Source organism: Peribacillus sp. NPDC076916 (assembly GCF_050269675.1).
Lineage (GTDB): Bacteria > Bacillota > Bacilli > Bacillales > DSM-1321 > Peribacillus > Peribacillus aracenensis.
In genome coordinates this window covers 104593-120821 of the sequence record NZ_JBNNIU010000001.1, presented here as the reverse complement: position 1 = coordinate 120821, position 16229 = coordinate 104593, and the positions used below count along the sequence as shown (strand labels likewise).

General features: G+C 40.0%; 17 protein-coding genes and 1 pseudogene. 17 read left to right on the top strand and 1 reads right to left on the bottom strand.

The window, feature by feature from the left end; translation table 11 throughout:
- The first annotated feature begins 10 nt into the window (after positions 1–10).
- From xerC to codY, 4 genes are all read left to right on the top strand, one after another.
- Complete coding sequence (xerC, locus tag ACQKFG_RS00600) at positions 11–913, top strand: tyrosine recombinase XerC (protein ID WP_192204015.1); 903 nt, start codon at positions 11–13, stop codon at positions 911–913.
- 20 nt (positions 914–933) lie between these two features.
- The gene (hslV, locus tag ACQKFG_RS00595; RefSeq protein WP_048684874.1) at positions 934–1461 is read left to right on the top strand and encodes an HslVU peptidase proteolytic subunit; all 528 of its coding nucleotides are present in this window, start codon (positions 934–936) and stop codon (positions 1459–1461) included.
- Positions 1462–1473: 12 nt separating this feature from the next.
- Positions 1474–2883 carry an HslU--HslV peptidase ATPase subunit gene (gene hslU, locus ACQKFG_RS00590; RefSeq protein WP_192204016.1) on the top strand — a complete coding sequence of 470 codons (1410 nt, stop codon included), beginning with the start codon at positions 1474–1476 and terminating at the stop codon, positions 2881–2883.
- A 108-nt stretch (positions 2884–2991) separates the two neighbouring features.
- Positions 2992–3771 (top strand): GTP-sensing pleiotropic transcriptional regulator CodY, encoded by a 780-nt coding sequence (codY, locus tag ACQKFG_RS00585; RefSeq protein WP_057278408.1) that lies wholly within the window; start codon positions 2992–2994, stop codon positions 3769–3771.
- Positions 3772–4150: 379 nt separating this feature from the next.
- Here codY and ACQKFG_RS00580 read toward each other — a convergent pair.
- Positions 4151–4363, bottom strand: a pseudogene (locus tag ACQKFG_RS00580) (transposase); the annotation flags it as partial.
- Between the two features lie 1055 nt (positions 4364–5418).
- On the opposite strand from ACQKFG_RS00580, the gene flgB reads away from it, so the two are divergent.
- The 13 genes from flgB to ACQKFG_RS00515 all read left to right on the top strand — a co-directional run bounded on the left by flgB (position 5419) and on the right by ACQKFG_RS00515 (position 16187).
- On the top strand, positions 5419–5814 hold the full coding sequence (gene flgB / locus ACQKFG_RS00575) for a flagellar basal body rod protein FlgB (RefSeq protein ID WP_192204018.1): 396 nt from the start codon (positions 5419–5421) through the stop codon (positions 5812–5814).
- Positions 5814–6272 carry a flagellar basal body rod protein FlgC gene (gene flgC / locus ACQKFG_RS00570; RefSeq protein WP_427555465.1) on the top strand — a complete coding sequence of 153 codons (459 nt, stop codon included), beginning with the start codon at positions 5814–5816 and terminating at the stop codon, positions 6270–6272. The genes flgB and flgC overlap by 1 nt, the downstream gene beginning before the upstream one ends.
- A 23-nt stretch (positions 6273–6295) precedes the next feature.
- On the top strand, positions 6296–6604 hold the full coding sequence (gene fliE, locus ACQKFG_RS00565; protein ID WP_192204020.1) for a flagellar hook-basal body complex protein FliE: 309 nt from the start codon (positions 6296–6298) through the stop codon (positions 6602–6604).
- A 91-nt stretch (positions 6605–6695) separates the two neighbouring features.
- On the top strand, positions 6696–8294 hold the full coding sequence (gene fliF, locus ACQKFG_RS00560) for a flagellar basal-body MS-ring/collar protein FliF (RefSeq protein WP_192204021.1): 1599 nt from the start codon (positions 6696–6698) through the stop codon (positions 8292–8294).
- Between the two features lie 13 nt (positions 8295–8307).
- Positions 8308–9327 carry a flagellar motor switch protein FliG gene (fliG, locus tag ACQKFG_RS00555; protein WP_427555461.1) on the top strand — a complete coding sequence of 340 codons (1020 nt, stop codon included), beginning with the start codon at positions 8308–8310 and terminating at the stop codon, positions 9325–9327.
- On the top strand, positions 9311–10084 hold the full coding sequence (gene fliH, locus ACQKFG_RS00550; protein WP_349729640.1) for a flagellar assembly protein FliH: 774 nt from the start codon (positions 9311–9313) through the stop codon (positions 10082–10084). The genes fliG and fliH overlap by 17 nt, the downstream gene beginning before the upstream one ends.
- Before the next feature lie 2 nt (positions 10085–10086).
- Complete coding sequence (fliI, locus tag ACQKFG_RS00545; protein ID WP_427555458.1) at positions 10087–11406, top strand: flagellar protein export ATPase FliI; 1320 nt, start codon at positions 10087–10089, stop codon at positions 11404–11406.
- A 2-nt stretch (positions 11407–11408) separates the two neighbouring features.
- A complete protein-coding gene (gene fliJ, locus ACQKFG_RS00540; protein ID WP_349729642.1) occupies positions 11409–11855 on the top strand; it encodes a flagellar export protein FliJ in 447 nt (148 codons plus the stop codon).
- Positions 11856–11859: 4 nt separating this feature from the next.
- On the top strand, positions 11860–12477 hold the full coding sequence (locus ACQKFG_RS00535; protein ID WP_427555456.1) for a MotE family protein: 618 nt from the start codon (positions 11860–11862) through the stop codon (positions 12475–12477).
- 25 nt (positions 12478–12502) lie between these two features.
- On the top strand, positions 12503–13807 hold the full coding sequence (locus tag ACQKFG_RS00530) for a flagellar hook-length control protein FliK (RefSeq protein ID WP_427555454.1): 1305 nt from the start codon (positions 12503–12505) through the stop codon (positions 13805–13807).
- An 8-nt stretch (positions 13808–13815) separates the two neighbouring features.
- A complete protein-coding gene (gene flgD, locus ACQKFG_RS00525) occupies positions 13816–14451 on the top strand; it encodes a flagellar hook assembly protein FlgD (RefSeq protein WP_427555452.1) in 636 nt (211 codons plus the stop codon).
- Positions 14452–14537: 86 nt separating this feature from the next.
- Complete coding sequence (locus ACQKFG_RS00520; RefSeq protein WP_349729646.1) at positions 14538–14849, top strand: TIGR02530 family flagellar biosynthesis protein; 312 nt, start codon at positions 14538–14540, stop codon at positions 14847–14849.
- A gap of 72 nt (positions 14850–14921) precedes the next feature.
- Positions 14922–16187, top strand: coding sequence for a flagellar hook protein FlgE (locus ACQKFG_RS00515; RefSeq protein WP_427555450.1), 1266 nt, complete (start codon positions 14922–14924; stop codon positions 16185–16187).
- Positions 16188–16229: the final 42 nt, after the last annotated feature.

Here is a 16229-nt window from a genome sequence, read left to right as displayed (position 1 = left end):
AGGTGTTTCCATGATTAATCAAAAAAAGGCATTATCATCCTTCATCGAATATTTACAGATTGAAAAAAACAGTTCACAATACACCATTGAAAATTATAAACGTGATATTCACGAATTTTTTCTGTTCCTTAATGAACAGGGCATTGAGGATATCACGTCCGTTGAATATTTGGATGTCCGGTTATATTTAACGAATTTATATGAGAAAAACCTTTCTAAGCGCACTGTAGCAAGAAAAACTTCTTGCTTGCGGAGCCTTTATAGATTTTTACTACGTGAAGGTGATGTGAAGGATAACCCTTTTTCTTTGGCTTCTTTACCTAAAAAGGATCAAAGACTGCCACGTTTTCTTTATGAGAAGGAAATGAATCAGTTGTTTTCTACTTTAAAGAAAGATTCACCGATAGGAATAAGGAACAATGCCTTACTGGAATTATTGTATGCTACAGGAATTCGTGTAAGTGAATGTTGTGAGATTAAACTGCAGGATATCGACCTTTCCTTAGGGACGGTACTGATCCATGGAAAAGGAAAAAAGGATCGCTACGTTCCGGTTGGCAGTTATGCACAGGAAGCAATAGATTTATACATACGTACAGCCAGGATGGAATTGACTTCGTCTGACGCCAAGGCGCATGTTTATTTATTTGTTAATTTTCGTGGAGACCCTCTGACACCTAGGGGAGTTCGCTATATATTGAATGAATTGATAAAAAAGTCAGCCGCAGATGGAAGTCTTCATCCCCATATGCTAAGGCATTCGTTTGCTACACACCTATTGAATAATGGGGCGGACATTCGCACGGTTCAGGAATTGCTTGGTCATTCCAAAATTTCATCAACGCAAGTGTATACGCATGTTACAAAAGACCAATTGAAAAAAGTCTACAATGCATCACATCCGCGGCCTTAAATGTTGAAAGGGGACACTTTATGACAACGATATTTGCAGTGCATCATAAAGGTGAATGTGCCATGTCCGGTGATGGGCAGGTTACTTTAGGAAATTCAGTAGTGATGAAGCATACGGCGAGGAAAGTAAGGAAAATCTTTAATGGTAATGTCCTGGCAGGTTTTGCAGGTTCCGTTGCAGATGCATTCACCTTATTTGAGATGTTCGAAGCTAAACTTGAAGAGTATAATGGCAATCTTCAGCGCGCTGCCGTCGAAATGGCAAAGCAATGGAGAAGTGACAATGTATTGAGAAAACTGGAAGCCATGCTGGTCGTGATGGATAAGAACCACTTACTGCTCGTTTCTGGCACCGGGGAAGTAATTGAACCGGATGACGGGATTCTCGCAATAGGATCGGGTGGGAATTATGCCCTGGCTGCCGGCAGGGCATTAATGAGGTTTTCCAGTGACCATTTATCGGCAAAGGAAATCGCTCAATCATCTTTACAAATTGCAGCGGAAATTTGTGTATTTACGAATACGAATATAATCGTGGAAGAGTTGTAAGGAGGAGCGCAAATGTCAAAAAAAGCTAATTTAACACCGAGGCAAATCGTTGAAAAACTGGATCAGTATATCGTAGGGCAGCGTGAGGCAAAACGGGCAGTGGCAGTGGCTCTTCGGAATCGCTACCGACGTTCCCTTCTTTCGGATCAACTTCGTGATGAAGTCGTTCCGAAGAATATATTAATGATTGGACCGACAGGCGTTGGGAAAACAGAAATAGCTCGGAGAATGGCTAAATTGGTAGGTGCTCCTTTTGTAAAAGTTGAAGCAACGAAATTTACGGAAGTCGGGTATGTCGGCCGGGATGTTGAGTCGATGGTTCGTGATTTGGTGGAGACTTCCGTCCGCCTCGTGAAGGAAGAAAAGATGGCCAGCGTAAAGGAGCGGGCAGAAGAAAATGCAAATCGCCGCTTAATAGAACTTTTAGTGCCATCAACAAAAAAACAGAGTAATTTCAAGAATCCTCTTGAAGTCTTTTTTGGAGGCAATAACAATCAAGACGAACAGGATTCGGAAGAAAATTCCGAAGATTTAAGTTTGCAGGAAAAAAGAAAAATCGTCGCTGAAAAACTGGCTAATGGTGAGTTAGAAAGTGAAATGATAACGGTCGAAGTGGAAGAACAGACTGCTTCGATGTTTGATATGCTCCAAGGTTCGGGAATGGAACAAATGGGGATGAACATGCAGGACGCTTTAGGAAGCTTGATGCCGAAAAAAAGCAAGAAGCGAAAATTGAAAGTAAGTGAAGCAAGAACCGTTTTAACAAATGAAGAAGCGGCAAAATTGATTGATATGGATGAAGTCACTTCCGATGCATTATACGGGGCTGAGCAAAATGGGATTATTTTCATCGATGAAATAGACAAAATTGCCAGTAAGCAATCAGGAAGTTCATCAGCGGATGTCTCAAGAGAGGGTGTCCAAAGGGATATCCTGCCAATCGTTGAAGGTTCGACAGTAGTGACTAAATATGGTTCAGTTAAAACGGATCATGTCTTATTCATTGCTGCAGGGGCCTTTCACATGGCTAAGCCATCCGACCTTATCCCTGAATTACAAGGTAGATTTCCAATTCGTGTAGAATTGAACAAACTGACTGTAGACGACTTTGTACGGATTCTTCATGAACCGGATAATGCTTTGTTAAAACAATATGTTGCTTTATTAGAAACTGAAGGTATAGAAATTGAATTTTCTGACGATGCTGTTCGTAAGATAGCTGAAGTGGCCTTCGAAGTAAATCAAAATACAGACAATATTGGTGCAAGAAGACTTCATACCATTTTGGAACGGTTGCTTGAAGACTTATCTTTTGAAGCTCCGGAAATAACGATGGAGAAGATTACAATTACGCCCCAATATGTCGAAGGTAAGCTTGGTTCTATCGCCCGGAACAAAGATTTAAGCCAGTTTATCCTTTAATTAAGAAACAATCTTGGCAATGATTTGCCTACGCAATAAACATAAAATTACGGAAATACAACTTCATAGTTATTGTGAACCATGGTATTTTTAGGAGGAACAAATCAAATGAACTTATTAGCAAAAACAAGAAAAATCAATGCAATGCTACAAAAAGCAGCAGGTAAAGCAGTTAACTTCAAGGAAATGGCTGAAAGTTTAAGTGAAGTTATCGAAGCGAATGTATTCGTCGTCAGCCGCCGCGGGAAATTACTTGGCATTGCGGTAAGTCAGCAAATTGAAAACGAACGCATGTACAAAATGTTGGAAGATAAACAATTCCCTGAAGAGTACACAAAAAACCTCTTCAATATTCCTGAAACCTCTTCTAATCTTGATATCGAAAGCGAATATACTGCTTTCCCAGTCGAAAACAAAGAGCTTTTCGCAACTGGATTAACAACGATCGTACCGATTATGGGCGGGGGAGAACGTTTAGGAACATTGGTCCTTGCGCGATTACAAGAAAAATTTCATGATGATGATTTAATTTTGGCTGAATATGGTGCGACTGTAGTCGGCATGGAAATCCTGCGTGAAAAATCAGAAGAGATAGAAGAAGAAGCTCGTAGTAAAGCTGTCGTTCAAATGGCAATTTCCTCGTTATCTTACAGCGAATTGGAAGCGATTGAGCACATTTTTGAGGAGCTTAAAGGTAATGAAGGTCTGCTTGTAGCATCCAAAATTGCAGACCGTGTCGGCATCACCCGTTCCGTTATCGTAAATGCCCTACGGAAACTGGAAAGTGCCGGAGTCATTGAATCCCGCTCACTAGGAATGAAAGGTACTTATATCAAAGTATTGAACGATAAATTCCTTCTTGAATTAGAAAAGCTTAAAAATAATTAACATACAAAAAAGGCAGTCCTTTAAAAAGGGCTGCCTTTTGATTTTTCGCCTAAAGTTATTTGGACCTTGCCATTTCCAATTGGCCATCTTCTTTAAATTTATGGCAGCGAAAGTAAGTATCGCCTGCATCGACAATTTTTTATGTCTAAAGTAGTCCCACGTATACCATGCTTTTTTCTTTTGCATCTGCGAATACACGCTCAATCGTTTCTTTACGTTTCGCATATATAGGTTTTACAGCTTGATGATGACGCAGGTGATCTGTTTCTTACACATTTTTGCCAGAAATGCCGTGTCACCACTTTTAGATAGTCTTGGCTTTCTGTACACCGTGAGTAAAATGAGCACGTGACACTTTATCAAGGAAACCATAGCCTTAGAACCAACGGTAAGCCATATTTGTTTCAACTTCTTCAATTGTTTTACGCATTGAACGAAAACCGAAGGTATATTGAATGAAAGTCAATTTGACTAATATAACTGGATCAATACTTGGGCGTCCTATCTCTGTAATACAACTCTTTCACTAACTCATAAATGAAAGTGAAGTCAAATGCACCCTCAATTTTACAAACCAAATGGTTGCAGGCACTAGTTGATCTAAAGTATTTAGAAAGCATCCTCTTCACCTCAAGTTTTATTAATACTATTTTTAAAACAATAAAGACTTTAGGAAAAAGGGTTCTATCTATAACAAAGTTGATTGGAACGGAAGGTACGAGACTCCTGCTTAGAAAAGCGAGTCCAGGGGTGACCCCACAGGCGCAAAGGCGTCGAGGAGGCTCATTGGACTCATTGGACCGCCCGCGGAATGAGTGGAAATCAACGTTCAAATTGCACAACCCCGAAAAGAAACTGTAGACAAACTCGGTTTTCATCGAGTTTGTCTACAGTCTGGGCAGTCCTTTAAAAAGGCTGCTTTTTTTTGTGGTATTTGGATCTGTTGCTTTCTGGGACTAATCAGCAAAAGGAGGTGAACGTCAGGGGAGAGATAGGAAAAAGAGGTCATTCGAATTAAATGTAAATGTGAATATAGGCTTGTTTTCTATTAGAATTGAGAAAAATAGTTAAATTTTTCTTTAAAAGGGTAATTATATTATTATAACTGTTGTAATAGTGAAAAAGAACGTGGTTGTACCTTTTTTTGATTTTTAAAACCCTATGGATTACGATTTTCAACCATTAAGGGATTTTGTCGAATGAATCAGCGCTTTGAAAAAACGTTTTTTTTTTCAAAAATAGAAAAAAGGCAGTAATCCTTTGTTTTCTTATGAATCCTTTATTTTAAAGGGTGAAATCAACTAAATTTGAGATAATTAATTGAAAGTAAATGTGAAAATTAGTTCTAAAGTATCAGGTATATGGATTTGTTTTTCGTTATGATATAAAAGCTAATGGATGGAAAATTTGGTTAATATGTAGAAAATCATATTAAAATGTAATATTACGTAATATTAATCCTGTAATCATACTAATAATCACGACAAAATTGTTCAATTTGTGACAATTTTCGACGATAATAGGTCTAAAGTCCATGTGTTGTTTATGGACATAGTTATAATGTTTCTTTAAAATTAAAACGTAAATGCACTGGGTTAATTTATTGATATTGTAATTAAATGTTAGTTATAGAAAGAGGTAATCGATGTGGAGTTATTTTCAAATACTTTTCAATCACTAGAAAATGCCCTTAATTATTCTAATGTAAAACAAAAAGTCATTTCACAGAACATAGCCAATTCGGATACACCTAATTATAAAGCTAAAGAGGTCGACAAAACACAATCCTTTAAGACAGAGCTGGAATCTTCCCTGGATTCATATCGTACCGATGAACGACATTTCCCCTTCAAATCAGAGGGGAGTCATGCTTCTCAGATCGTGACGCAGAAAAATGTCCGATATAACAATAATGGAAATAGCGTGGACGTTGATAAGGAAATGACGGAGCTTGCTGCCAATCAGATTTATTATAATGCAGTAACCGACAGGCTTTCGGGTAAGTTTCAATCATTGCAGAATGTAATTAGAGGAGGTAAGTGATGGGAATCTTCCAAAGTATAAACATCACCGGATCCAGCCTGACGAGTCAAAGGCTAAGGATGGATGTAATCTCTGCTAATATGGCTAATGCCGATACGACCAGGGCGGAATATGACGCCGAATCTAAAAAATGGAAGCCGTACACAAGAAAATCGGTTGTGCTGCAAAGTAAGGAAAACGGTTTTTCAAGTTTCTTGAACGCAGCATCCCAAAAAACGAGCGAGGTAGGGAATGGTGTGAATGTGACTGGAATAGTTAAAGATAAAACACCTTTTGAACTGGATTATAATCCAGATCATCCTGATGCCAATGAAGATGGTTATGTTGAAATGCCAAATGTCGACCCGCTTCGGGAAATGGTTGATTTAATGAGTGTCACACGTTCATACGAAGCAAATGTGACAGTTTTAAATGCATCAAAGGGAATGATGATGAAAGCTTTGGAAATTGGAAAATAAAAGTTTGAAAGGGGATTGTTGATATGGAGGGGATTTCTCTTTCTGCAATGAACAATGTAAGCAATGTGCAGAAAAAAGATCAAAGCAATACTAATACACCATACGGAGCACAGCAAAATTTTGCGTCGGTATTAAAAGAATCAATGAATAAAGTTAACGAAGCACAAGTGGCATCTGATGACCTTACTACCAAATTGGTTAATGGAGAGGATGTTGAGCTTCACTCGGTGATGATAGCTTCACAAAAAGCCAGCATTACCATGCAGGCTACATTAGAGGTTCGGAATAAGGTTGTGGAAGCCTACCAGGAAATGATGAGAATGAGTATATAGCATTCATTTTTTAACCTCATTATATAGAGAAAAATGACCAGGGGGAAAAAATCCCCCAATCATAAATTCATAGACTGACCGGGGGATTTAAATGAATGATGTACTAGTGAATTTTAAAAACAAAATAACTGCTTATTGGACGGGCCGCAGTAAAAAACAGAAATTCATGATGATTGGTTCAGCAGCATTAATAATCATCATCATTACGGCAGTTTCAATTTTAACCACGCGTACGACGCTGGTGCCCTTATATTCCAACTTAACTCCATCAGAAACGGGTAGCATTAAAGAGAATTTAGACAGTCAAGGGATTACAAATGAAGTTTCTGAAAATGGTACGACCATAAAAGTTCCTGAAGAAAGACTTGATTCACTTAAAGTGGAACTAGCAGCTGAAGGAATTCCGGAATCAGGCAATATCGACTATTCCTTTTTTAGTCAAAGTGCTGGTATTGGAATGACTGAAAATGAATTCAATGTCATTAAACTGGACTCGATGCAAACGGAATTGGCCAGTTTAATAAAAAAGATTGATGGAGTAGAAGATGCCAGTGTAATGATCACTCTTCCTGATAAAGGAGTTTTTGTCAGTGATTCAACTGGGGAAGCGTCAGCATCCATCGTATTGAATACGAAGCCAGGTTATAAATTTGAAGAAAGTCAAATCAATTCCCTTTATCATTTGGTTTCAAAAAGTGTTCCGAATCTCCCTACTGATAATATCGTCATAATGAACCAAGAGTTTGAGTACTTCGATCTTGAAAATGAAAATACTTCTTTCGCGTCGGCATTCGCCACACAAAATGAAATAAAAAAGGAAATAGAACGTGATATTCAAAGACAGGTGCAAAATATGCTTGGAACGTTAATGGGGAGAGACAAAGTGGTTGTTTCAGTCACGACAGACATTGATTTCACTCAAGAAAACCGGGAAGAGAATTTAGTTGAACCGGTCGATGAAGAAAATATGGCTGGAATTGAGATTTCTGCGCAAAGGATCAATGAATCGTATAGTGGGGATGCAGCAGGTGCAGGAGGCGTGCCGCAAAGTGAGGATTCCTCAGATTCATTGGGATCCAAATACGCTGAAGGTACAAACGGATCCGGTGATTATGAAAAAGTGGATGAAACGATAAATAGTGAAGTGAACCGAATCAAGAAGGAAATAGTCGAAAGCCCATATAAGGTTAAAGATTTAGGTATCCAGGTCATGGTCGAACCGCCCACCGCTGATGATCCGAATTCTTTATCTCAACAGAGTGTGGAGGATATTACTCAAATCCTTGGTACGATAATACGCACGACAATCGAGAAAAAAGCTGAAGGTGAAGAACTGACGGACGAGGAGCTTAATAATAAAATTGCGATTTCCGTTCAGCCGTTTAACGGGAAAATGACGTTGCAAAAAGGCGAAACGAATCCTTCGTTACCAATATGGGCATACATCGTAGGCGGAGTGCTAATACTTGCCATTATCATTCTCTTAATCTTGTTCCTCAGATCCCGAAAGCAAGCTGAAATGGAAGAGGAGTACGTGGTTGAAGAGGAAGAAGTCGTATTCGATGTTCCGGATTTGAATGAAGAGAAGGAAACGGAAGCATCTTTAAAAAGAAAACAACTGGAAAAACTTGCGAAAGAAAAGCCGGATGAATTTGCAAAATTATTAAGAAGCTGGATAGCGGAAGACTAGGAGGCTTTTGAAAGTGACAGATAGAAAAAAAAAGGCCGGATTGACTGGCAAACAGAAAGCTGCCATCCTCCTTATTTCTTTAGGCCCGGATGTTTCTGCATCCGTATATAAGCATCTTTCTGAAGAGGAAATTGAGAGATTGACCCTTGAAATTTCGGGAGTGAGAAAAGTGGACTCCCATGATAAAGAAGAAATTCTGGAAGAATTCCATAATATTGCTTTAGCACAGGATTACATCTCGCAGGGCGGGATAGGTTATGCAAAGCAGGTACTTGAAAAGGCATTAGGTACTGATCAGGCAACCGCCATCATTAACCGTTTAACATCATCCTTGCAGGTTCGGCCATTCGACTTTGCGCGAAAGGCAGACCCTGGACAAATCCTGAACTTCATCCAGAACGAGCATCCGCAGACCATTGCATTGATCTTGTCATATCTTGATCCCACACAGGCTGGACAAATATTGTCTGAACTTCCGCAAGAGGTGCAGGCGGATATTGCAAGAAGGATTGCTTTAATGGATAGCACTTCTCCGGAAATCATCAATGAAGTGGAGCAAATACTCGAAAGAAAACTTTCTGCGACTGTAACCCAAGATTATACACAGACAGGTGGTGTGGAAGCTGTTGTAGATGTGTTGAATGGTGTTGACCGCTCAACGGAAAGAACGATTTTGGATGCACTTGAAATTCAAGATCCGGAGCTTGCAGAGGAAATCAAGAAACGAATGTTTGTTTTTGAAGATATCGTGACCCTTGATGGCAGAGCGATTCAGCGAGTAGTCAGGGAATCTGATAACGAAGATCTTAAACTTTCTCTTAAAGTGGCTAGTGATGAAGTGAAGGAAATCGTTTTCCGAAACATGTCAAAACGTATGGTTGAAACCTTCCAGGAAGAAATGGAATATATGGGGCCAGTTCGATTGCGTGATGTAGAAGAAGCACAATCAAGAATTGTTGCCGTCATTAGACGTCTGGAGGAAACTGGGGATATCGTGATTGCCCGCGGCGGAGGGGATGATATCATTGTCTAGGATTATCAAATCCCAGCAGGCTAACCAGGAGAAAAGCAAGAAGATCGTAATAAAAGTTCGCCCTTTCGACTTTCTTCAAAATGATGATGCAGATGAGCGGAAAAAACTTCATTATATTCAATCTGATGAATTGCTCAATGATGCTAAACAGGAAGCGGAAACGATATTGCGCGAAGCTAAACAAAAAGCCCAAGCAATTGCTGCTGAAATCCAGCAAGACCGAGAACAATGGGAGAATCAAGAAAAATCAATGTTTATTGAACAAGCTCAAAAAGAAGGGTATCAGCAGGGAGTCGAAGATGGGATCCAAAAGGGTTATAACGAGATTGCAGCGGAAATAGCCTTCGCAAAAGAAGTGGTGGAGTCCTCTAAAAAAGATTATCGGCACAATATCGAATCATCTGAAACCGTTATTTTGAATCTTGCCCTGAAGGTGGCAGAGAAAATTATCGGGCAACAGCTTGAAAAAGATGAAGAGTCTTTTTTATCCATCGTCAAAAGAGCCATCAAAGAGGTGAGGGATTACCGTGAAGTGCAATTGCATATCCATCCGATCCAATATCAATCGATTCTTTCTCACAAAGATGAGTTGATGGCAATCTTTCCGAAAGATACTGAGTTGTATATCTTTCCGGATGATGAGCTTGAAATAGGCAGCTGTATCATCGAATCCGAAAACGGAAGGATGGACGCGAGTGTCGACAGCCAGCTGCAGGAAATAAAAGTGAAACTAACTGAATTGCTGGAAGGGGAGTAAAGATGAAAACTAGAGACCTATTGACCTTAGTTGATGAAGTTGATCCATTCAAACACTATGGACGGGTCAAACGTGTCGTGGGGTTAATGATAGAATCTCAAGGCCCTGAAAGCTCTGTTGGTGATGTTTGTTATATCTATACGGGTATACAAAAAAAGAAAAATCGAATCTTAGCTGAAGTTGTCGGTTTCCGTGATGAAATGGTTATTTTAATGCCATTTACAGCAGTTAGTGATATTGCACCGGGTTGTATCGTGGAAGGGAGAGGAAGGAGCCTTGAGATAAAGGTGGGAAGCGGGCTAATTGGCAAAGTAGTCGATCCATTGGGACATCCCATTGATGACTCAATGCTTCCAAAAGGTCTCGCGACAATTTCTGTGGATCAAGATCCGCCGAATCCGATGAAACGCCCCCCTATTAATGAACCGATAGATGTAGGAGTTCGGGTGATTGATAGTTTATTAACAGTTGGAAAAGGACAGCGTGTTGGTATCTTTGCAGGGAGCGGCGTCGGGAAAAGCACGTTGCTTGGTATGGTGGCAAGGAATACGACGGCTGACTTAAACGTAATCGGTCTTATTGGTGAACGTGGCCGTGAAGTTCGAGAATTCATTGAGAAAGATCTTGGACCAGAAGGGCTGGCACGATCAATCGTTGTAGTGGCCACATCTGACCAGCCAGCGTTGATGAGGATAAAGGGGGCTTTGACGGCAACTGCCATTGCGGAATATTTTCGTGATAAGGGATTGAATGTGATGCTGATGATGGATTCGGTCACGAGGGTTGCGATGGCCCAGAGGGAAATTGGGCTTGCTATCGGGGAACCGCCGACGACCAAAGGATATACGCCATCCGTTTTTGCCATCCTTCCAAGGTTACTCGAAAGAACGGGAACAAATCAGTTGGGGACCATAACGGCTTTTTATACGGTACTAGTCGACGGTGATGATATGAATGAACCGATTGCTGATGCAGTCAGGGGGATTTTGGATGGTCACTTCATACTAGACCGTAACTTGGCCAATAAAGGACAGTTTCCAGCGCTCAATGTATTAAAGAGCATTAGTCGTGTCATGAACAATATTGTTGGTGACAAGCATAAAAACGCCGCAGAAAAATTGCGGGCAAGTTTATCAACCTATATGGAGTCGGAAGATTTGATTAATATAGGAGCATATAAGAAGGGTTCTTCTAAACAAATTGATAACTCGATTTCACGCTATCCGGAAATCATTTCATTTTTGAAACAAGGAACCCATGAAAAAGCTTCCAAAGATAATAGTATCAACGCCCTTGTCGAATTGATGGAGAAAGGTGATTAATAATGATTTATCAATATAAATTCGAGAAGATCCTGACCATCAAAGAAAAAGAAAAGACCGATGCACTAGCTAAATATAATGCTGCTTTAAAAAAATTTGAAGAAGTGGCAGAAAAGTTATATAAGCTTTTAAAGAAAAAAGAAGAGTTGCTAGAGTTTCAACAGGAAAAGCTGCGAAATGGATTATCCGTTCAGGAAATTCGTCATCATCAGTTATTTATGGACAACTTGGAAAAACTCTTAGGCCACTGTCAACAGGAAGTCATTGAAGCGCGATACAAGATGAATAATCAACGGGATATATTAATGGAAAGAAATATCGAGGTTAAAAAGTACGAAAAAATGAAAGAAAATGGTTTTCTTAAATTCCTCGATGTCATTAAAGAAGCTGAGAACAAACAAATGGATGAAATATCTATCCGGCAATTCTTAAGCAAAGGCGTAAGGTGATGGAATGCGTAAAAAAAGTGAATCTAATGGATCGGAAGAATTGGAAGAAAGAAAGATAAGTAAGTTTCAATGGTTTCTTGTCATCTTCATTCCATTAATCTTTGCGGTAACTGTAGCGTTGATCGTTTTTACAGTTGCAGGGGTGAATGTAGTGGAAAAGGCAAAGGAAATGTCTTCGAAAATACCCTTCATTGAATCGGATCAAAAGGATGAAGAGAAGGGGAAACCTGCCAAGAATGATGAGAAAGTTTCCATGAAACTCGAAAAATTAGAAACCGAGATTGAAAACAAGGAAAAAGAGATAGAAAAGCTTGAGGGCATCATTGATTCACGTGATAAGGCCATTGCAAAGGCAGAAGCGGAAAAACAGCAGCTTCAAACAGAAAAGAATCAACTTAGGGATAGTCAGAATAATAGTAAACAAGCGTTTAAAGATATAATCCGCACTTATGAAACGATGGCTCCTAAGAAGGCTGCACCTATCATTATGGAAATGAATGATGAAGATGCAGTGGAGATTCTCTCAAGTATGAAGGCTGCCACTTTAGCTAAGGTTTTGGAGCAAATGACAACGGCTGATGCTGCAAGGTTAACGAAGAAACTAACGGAACAAAGTTCTTAAGTGTAAAGAGTGAGGAGGTGAATATATGAATTCAGCAATTAATTCTTTACTTCCCTTGGCATCATTAGGTCTAAAGGCACCAGTTAAGCCAAATCAGCAAACTGATTCAGGGTTTGGTTCAGTCCTACAATCAGCCATTGGGACAGAACCTCCCATTCCATCGGATATAGGCGCCCTTACTGAAGGACGAATGTCTGTAGTAAAGGATCTACTTGGTTTTTTGAAACTTGAAAGGCTAAGTGAAACAGGGGAAGAGAGAGTTGCCGAAGCCCCTTCTGTAAACCAACAAGACAACGACCTTATTTTACAGGTCCTAAAAAATGTAGCCGGAAATGATGAGGGTGCTCTTGATGATTTCCTTGGGAGCATCGAGGATCTGGATTTAGAACAAGGAGTGGACGACGACTTCAGCCTGAATCCACAAAGTTTGTTATCAGCCAATGTCATGAATCTGTATACCATCCTGAAAAAAATTACTGTTTTAAGCGAAGAAAAATGGCATGACCCCTCATTATCCGGTGTGGTGAATCTTTTGAAACTGGTGAAAACTCATGATCTTCTCTCGGAAAATAAGGATATGACCCAAGATGAAGCGGCCATCCAGAAACAATTGAAACACCTGCTTGAAGGGTTGACGGGAAAGTTGGAGAGATGGCTGTCCAATCAGTCAAAAGCTGAACCTGATCAATCCAACGCTCTTGGGAAAGGGCAAACTCATACAATAGAAACATTGAAAAGTGCATTCTCGCAATTATCCGGGAGCGACAAGGTAAATAAAGATGGGGCAGTCAGCACCGGTGTTACTTTGCAAAGTTCGGATGGTGTTAAACATCAAGGGACTGGTATGCCTTTTCTCATGACAAAACTGGAGCAATTCGTCTTGGCAGCTCCCAAGGGTGAGCAAACTGTCAGTCAAGAGGAGTTTATTAAACAATTTGAAAATATTTTGAGTAAGGCGAACTTTAACGGAACCAACGGTGTAAATAAACTTTTAATCAGATTGACTCCTGAACATTTAGGGTCCTTAAGAATCGAGTTGATTCAAAAGGATGGTATGCTGTCAGCCAAGATTATGGCTTCTACTGCTCAGGCCAAAGATATGCTGGAGAATCAGATTCACGGCTTAAAACAAGCCTTTAGCGGACAAAACATTCAAATTGAAAGAATTGAAATATCACAGGCCTTCAATGCTTTTAGCTCTGAGAAATTCAGCCATAAAGATGCGGATGAACATAATGAACAACAGGAGAGTAAGGAAGAAAGCAATGAGGAAACGGAAAGCGAGTTTACGGGATCCCTTGCCGATGCTCTGTTAAATCTTGAAGTGTAGGTGAAAAAATGACGACCATCGATACGTCACTATTATTATCAAATTCTCAAACTGAAAACAGAAAAAACGGGGATGCATTGGGAAAGGATGATTTCTTGAAATTGTTGCTTACCCAGCTTCAAAATCAAGATCCGTCAAGTCCGATGGACAATACGGAATTCATCGCCCAAATGGCCACTTTTTCTTCCTTGGAACAGATGATGAATATGGGAGCCCAAATGGAAGAAATAATCGGGATCAATCAACAAAATAGTTTAATGAACTATAACTCTTTTGTCGGTAAGGAAGTCACTTGGCACAAATTGGATGAAGGCGATGATGAGCTTGCGATAGAAGAAGGGACAGGCATCGTTAAATCGATTCAATATAAGGGTGATGGTGTTTATTTTCTTTTAGAAGATGGCACAAAGCTTGAACCCGCAAATATTTCAGCAATGAAGCAACCAAGTTCGACGTCGAATAGTTTGACGGCGGCAAGTGAATTAATAGGCAAGCGTGTTTCCTGGATGGACGATAAAAATGGTGAGTCGTCTGCTGTCGTAATTTCGGTATCCATGAGTAATGGCAAGCTGGAAATTGAAGTGGATGATGAAAACAACACCAAGTTAACATCAGAGCAATTGATGAAGATCGCTAAAGCTTAAGGGATGGAAATATCAATGAACTTGGTTTTCAAGCAAATTCCGCTCAGCTTTTGCCACAAACAAGATTACTGTTAAGGCAAAGGCGGATGATCCAAAGCGACTTTCGACAGCATTTTCAAATTGCTGTCTCCACAAATGAAAAATTGAGCATTAGTAAACATGCTCAATTGCGGATGAGTCAACGGAATTTAGAAATAGCACCAAAAACCTGGAACAAAATAGCTGATAAAGCCAATGAGGCCAAAAAGATGGGTGTAACTGAATTTCTTATCATTATTGATAATGAGGCACTCATAGTAAGCACGAAAAACAACAAGGTCATTACGGTCATGGACAGGGATGTAGCAACATCACAAATCTTCACGAACATCAATGGAACCATAATTATAGATAAATAGGCTGGACCTGGAATAGGAAGCCTGGACTGTGGAATGACGGAAGCAGTCGATAAATGAAAGGGGAGTTTTCACATGCTTCGTTCAATGTATTCGGGAATAAGCGGATTAAAAAACTTACAAACAAAATTGGATGTAATCGGTAATAACGTCGCCAATGTCAATACATATGGTTTCAAAAAAAGCCGTGTGACATTCAGCGATGCGATGAACCAAACGGTATCTGGTGCAAGTGCAGCAACAGCCAATAAAGGCGGAACCAATTCTAAACAAATTGGATTGGGCTCCACGATAGCTACAATCGATACGATCCATACACAGTCAAGCCTGCAAACCACCGGCCGCGATCTTGATTTAGGAATATCTGGTGATGGCTATTTTGTCGTCAAGCAAGGCGATTCACTTTCATATACACGTGCAGGAAACTTTTATCTGGATGATAACGGTACACTTGTCAACGCGAATGGATTGAAAGTACAGGCTTACAAGGTTGATGAAAACGGTAAACGATCAAAAACGATTGGCGACGTTGCTGTTAACGTCAATGCGATTTTACCTGCCATTGCCACTACTAAAATATCAGTAAGTGGAAATCTAGCTGCTGACGCAATTGATGGTACCGTATTTAGCCAGCAAATGAAAGTTGTGGATGAAAACGGAAAAGAACAAACGGCTACTATCTATTTTCAAAAAAACGGTGATGATAAATGGGAGCTTTTTGATGAAGAACCTCCTGCTTTGGGGGATACATCAACAACTAAACCAAAACCGTTCACTTCGGTGAAATTCGATGCAAATGGTCAGATAGTGGCAGCCGATAAAACCCAGGCAGGACAAACGATTAACATTTCAAGCGGCAAAGAGGATGACTCGGATACAACAGTTGATGAAAGTGTGCAAAAAGTTAAGTTGGATTTTGACTTCTCCAACCTCACTCAAGTTAAAGGTTCCACTACAGCTCTTGTCAATCCAGATGGTAATAAAGAAGGAAAACTGGAAAGCTTCAATATTGGCGCATCAGGGGAAATAAATGGCGTTTATTCCAACGGTCTGATAACAACCTTAGGCCAACTGGCCGTCGCCAAGTTCTCCAATGCATCAGGCTTGACGAAAACGGGTGGTAACACTTTTCAGGAATCAATCAATTCAGGTACGGCAAACATCAATATCGCAGGTGAGGGGCGTGGAGTGATTGCATCAGGTTCATTGGAAATGTCCAATGTGGATTTATCCGAAGAGTTTACTGAAATGATCGTTGCACAACGTGGTTTCCAGTCGAATTCCAGAATCATCACGACGTCGGATGAAATTTTACAGGAATTAGTTAACTTAAAACGATAAGTTAAGGGAGGGAGGAGCCAGGTGCTTTTGCTTTGGCTCCTA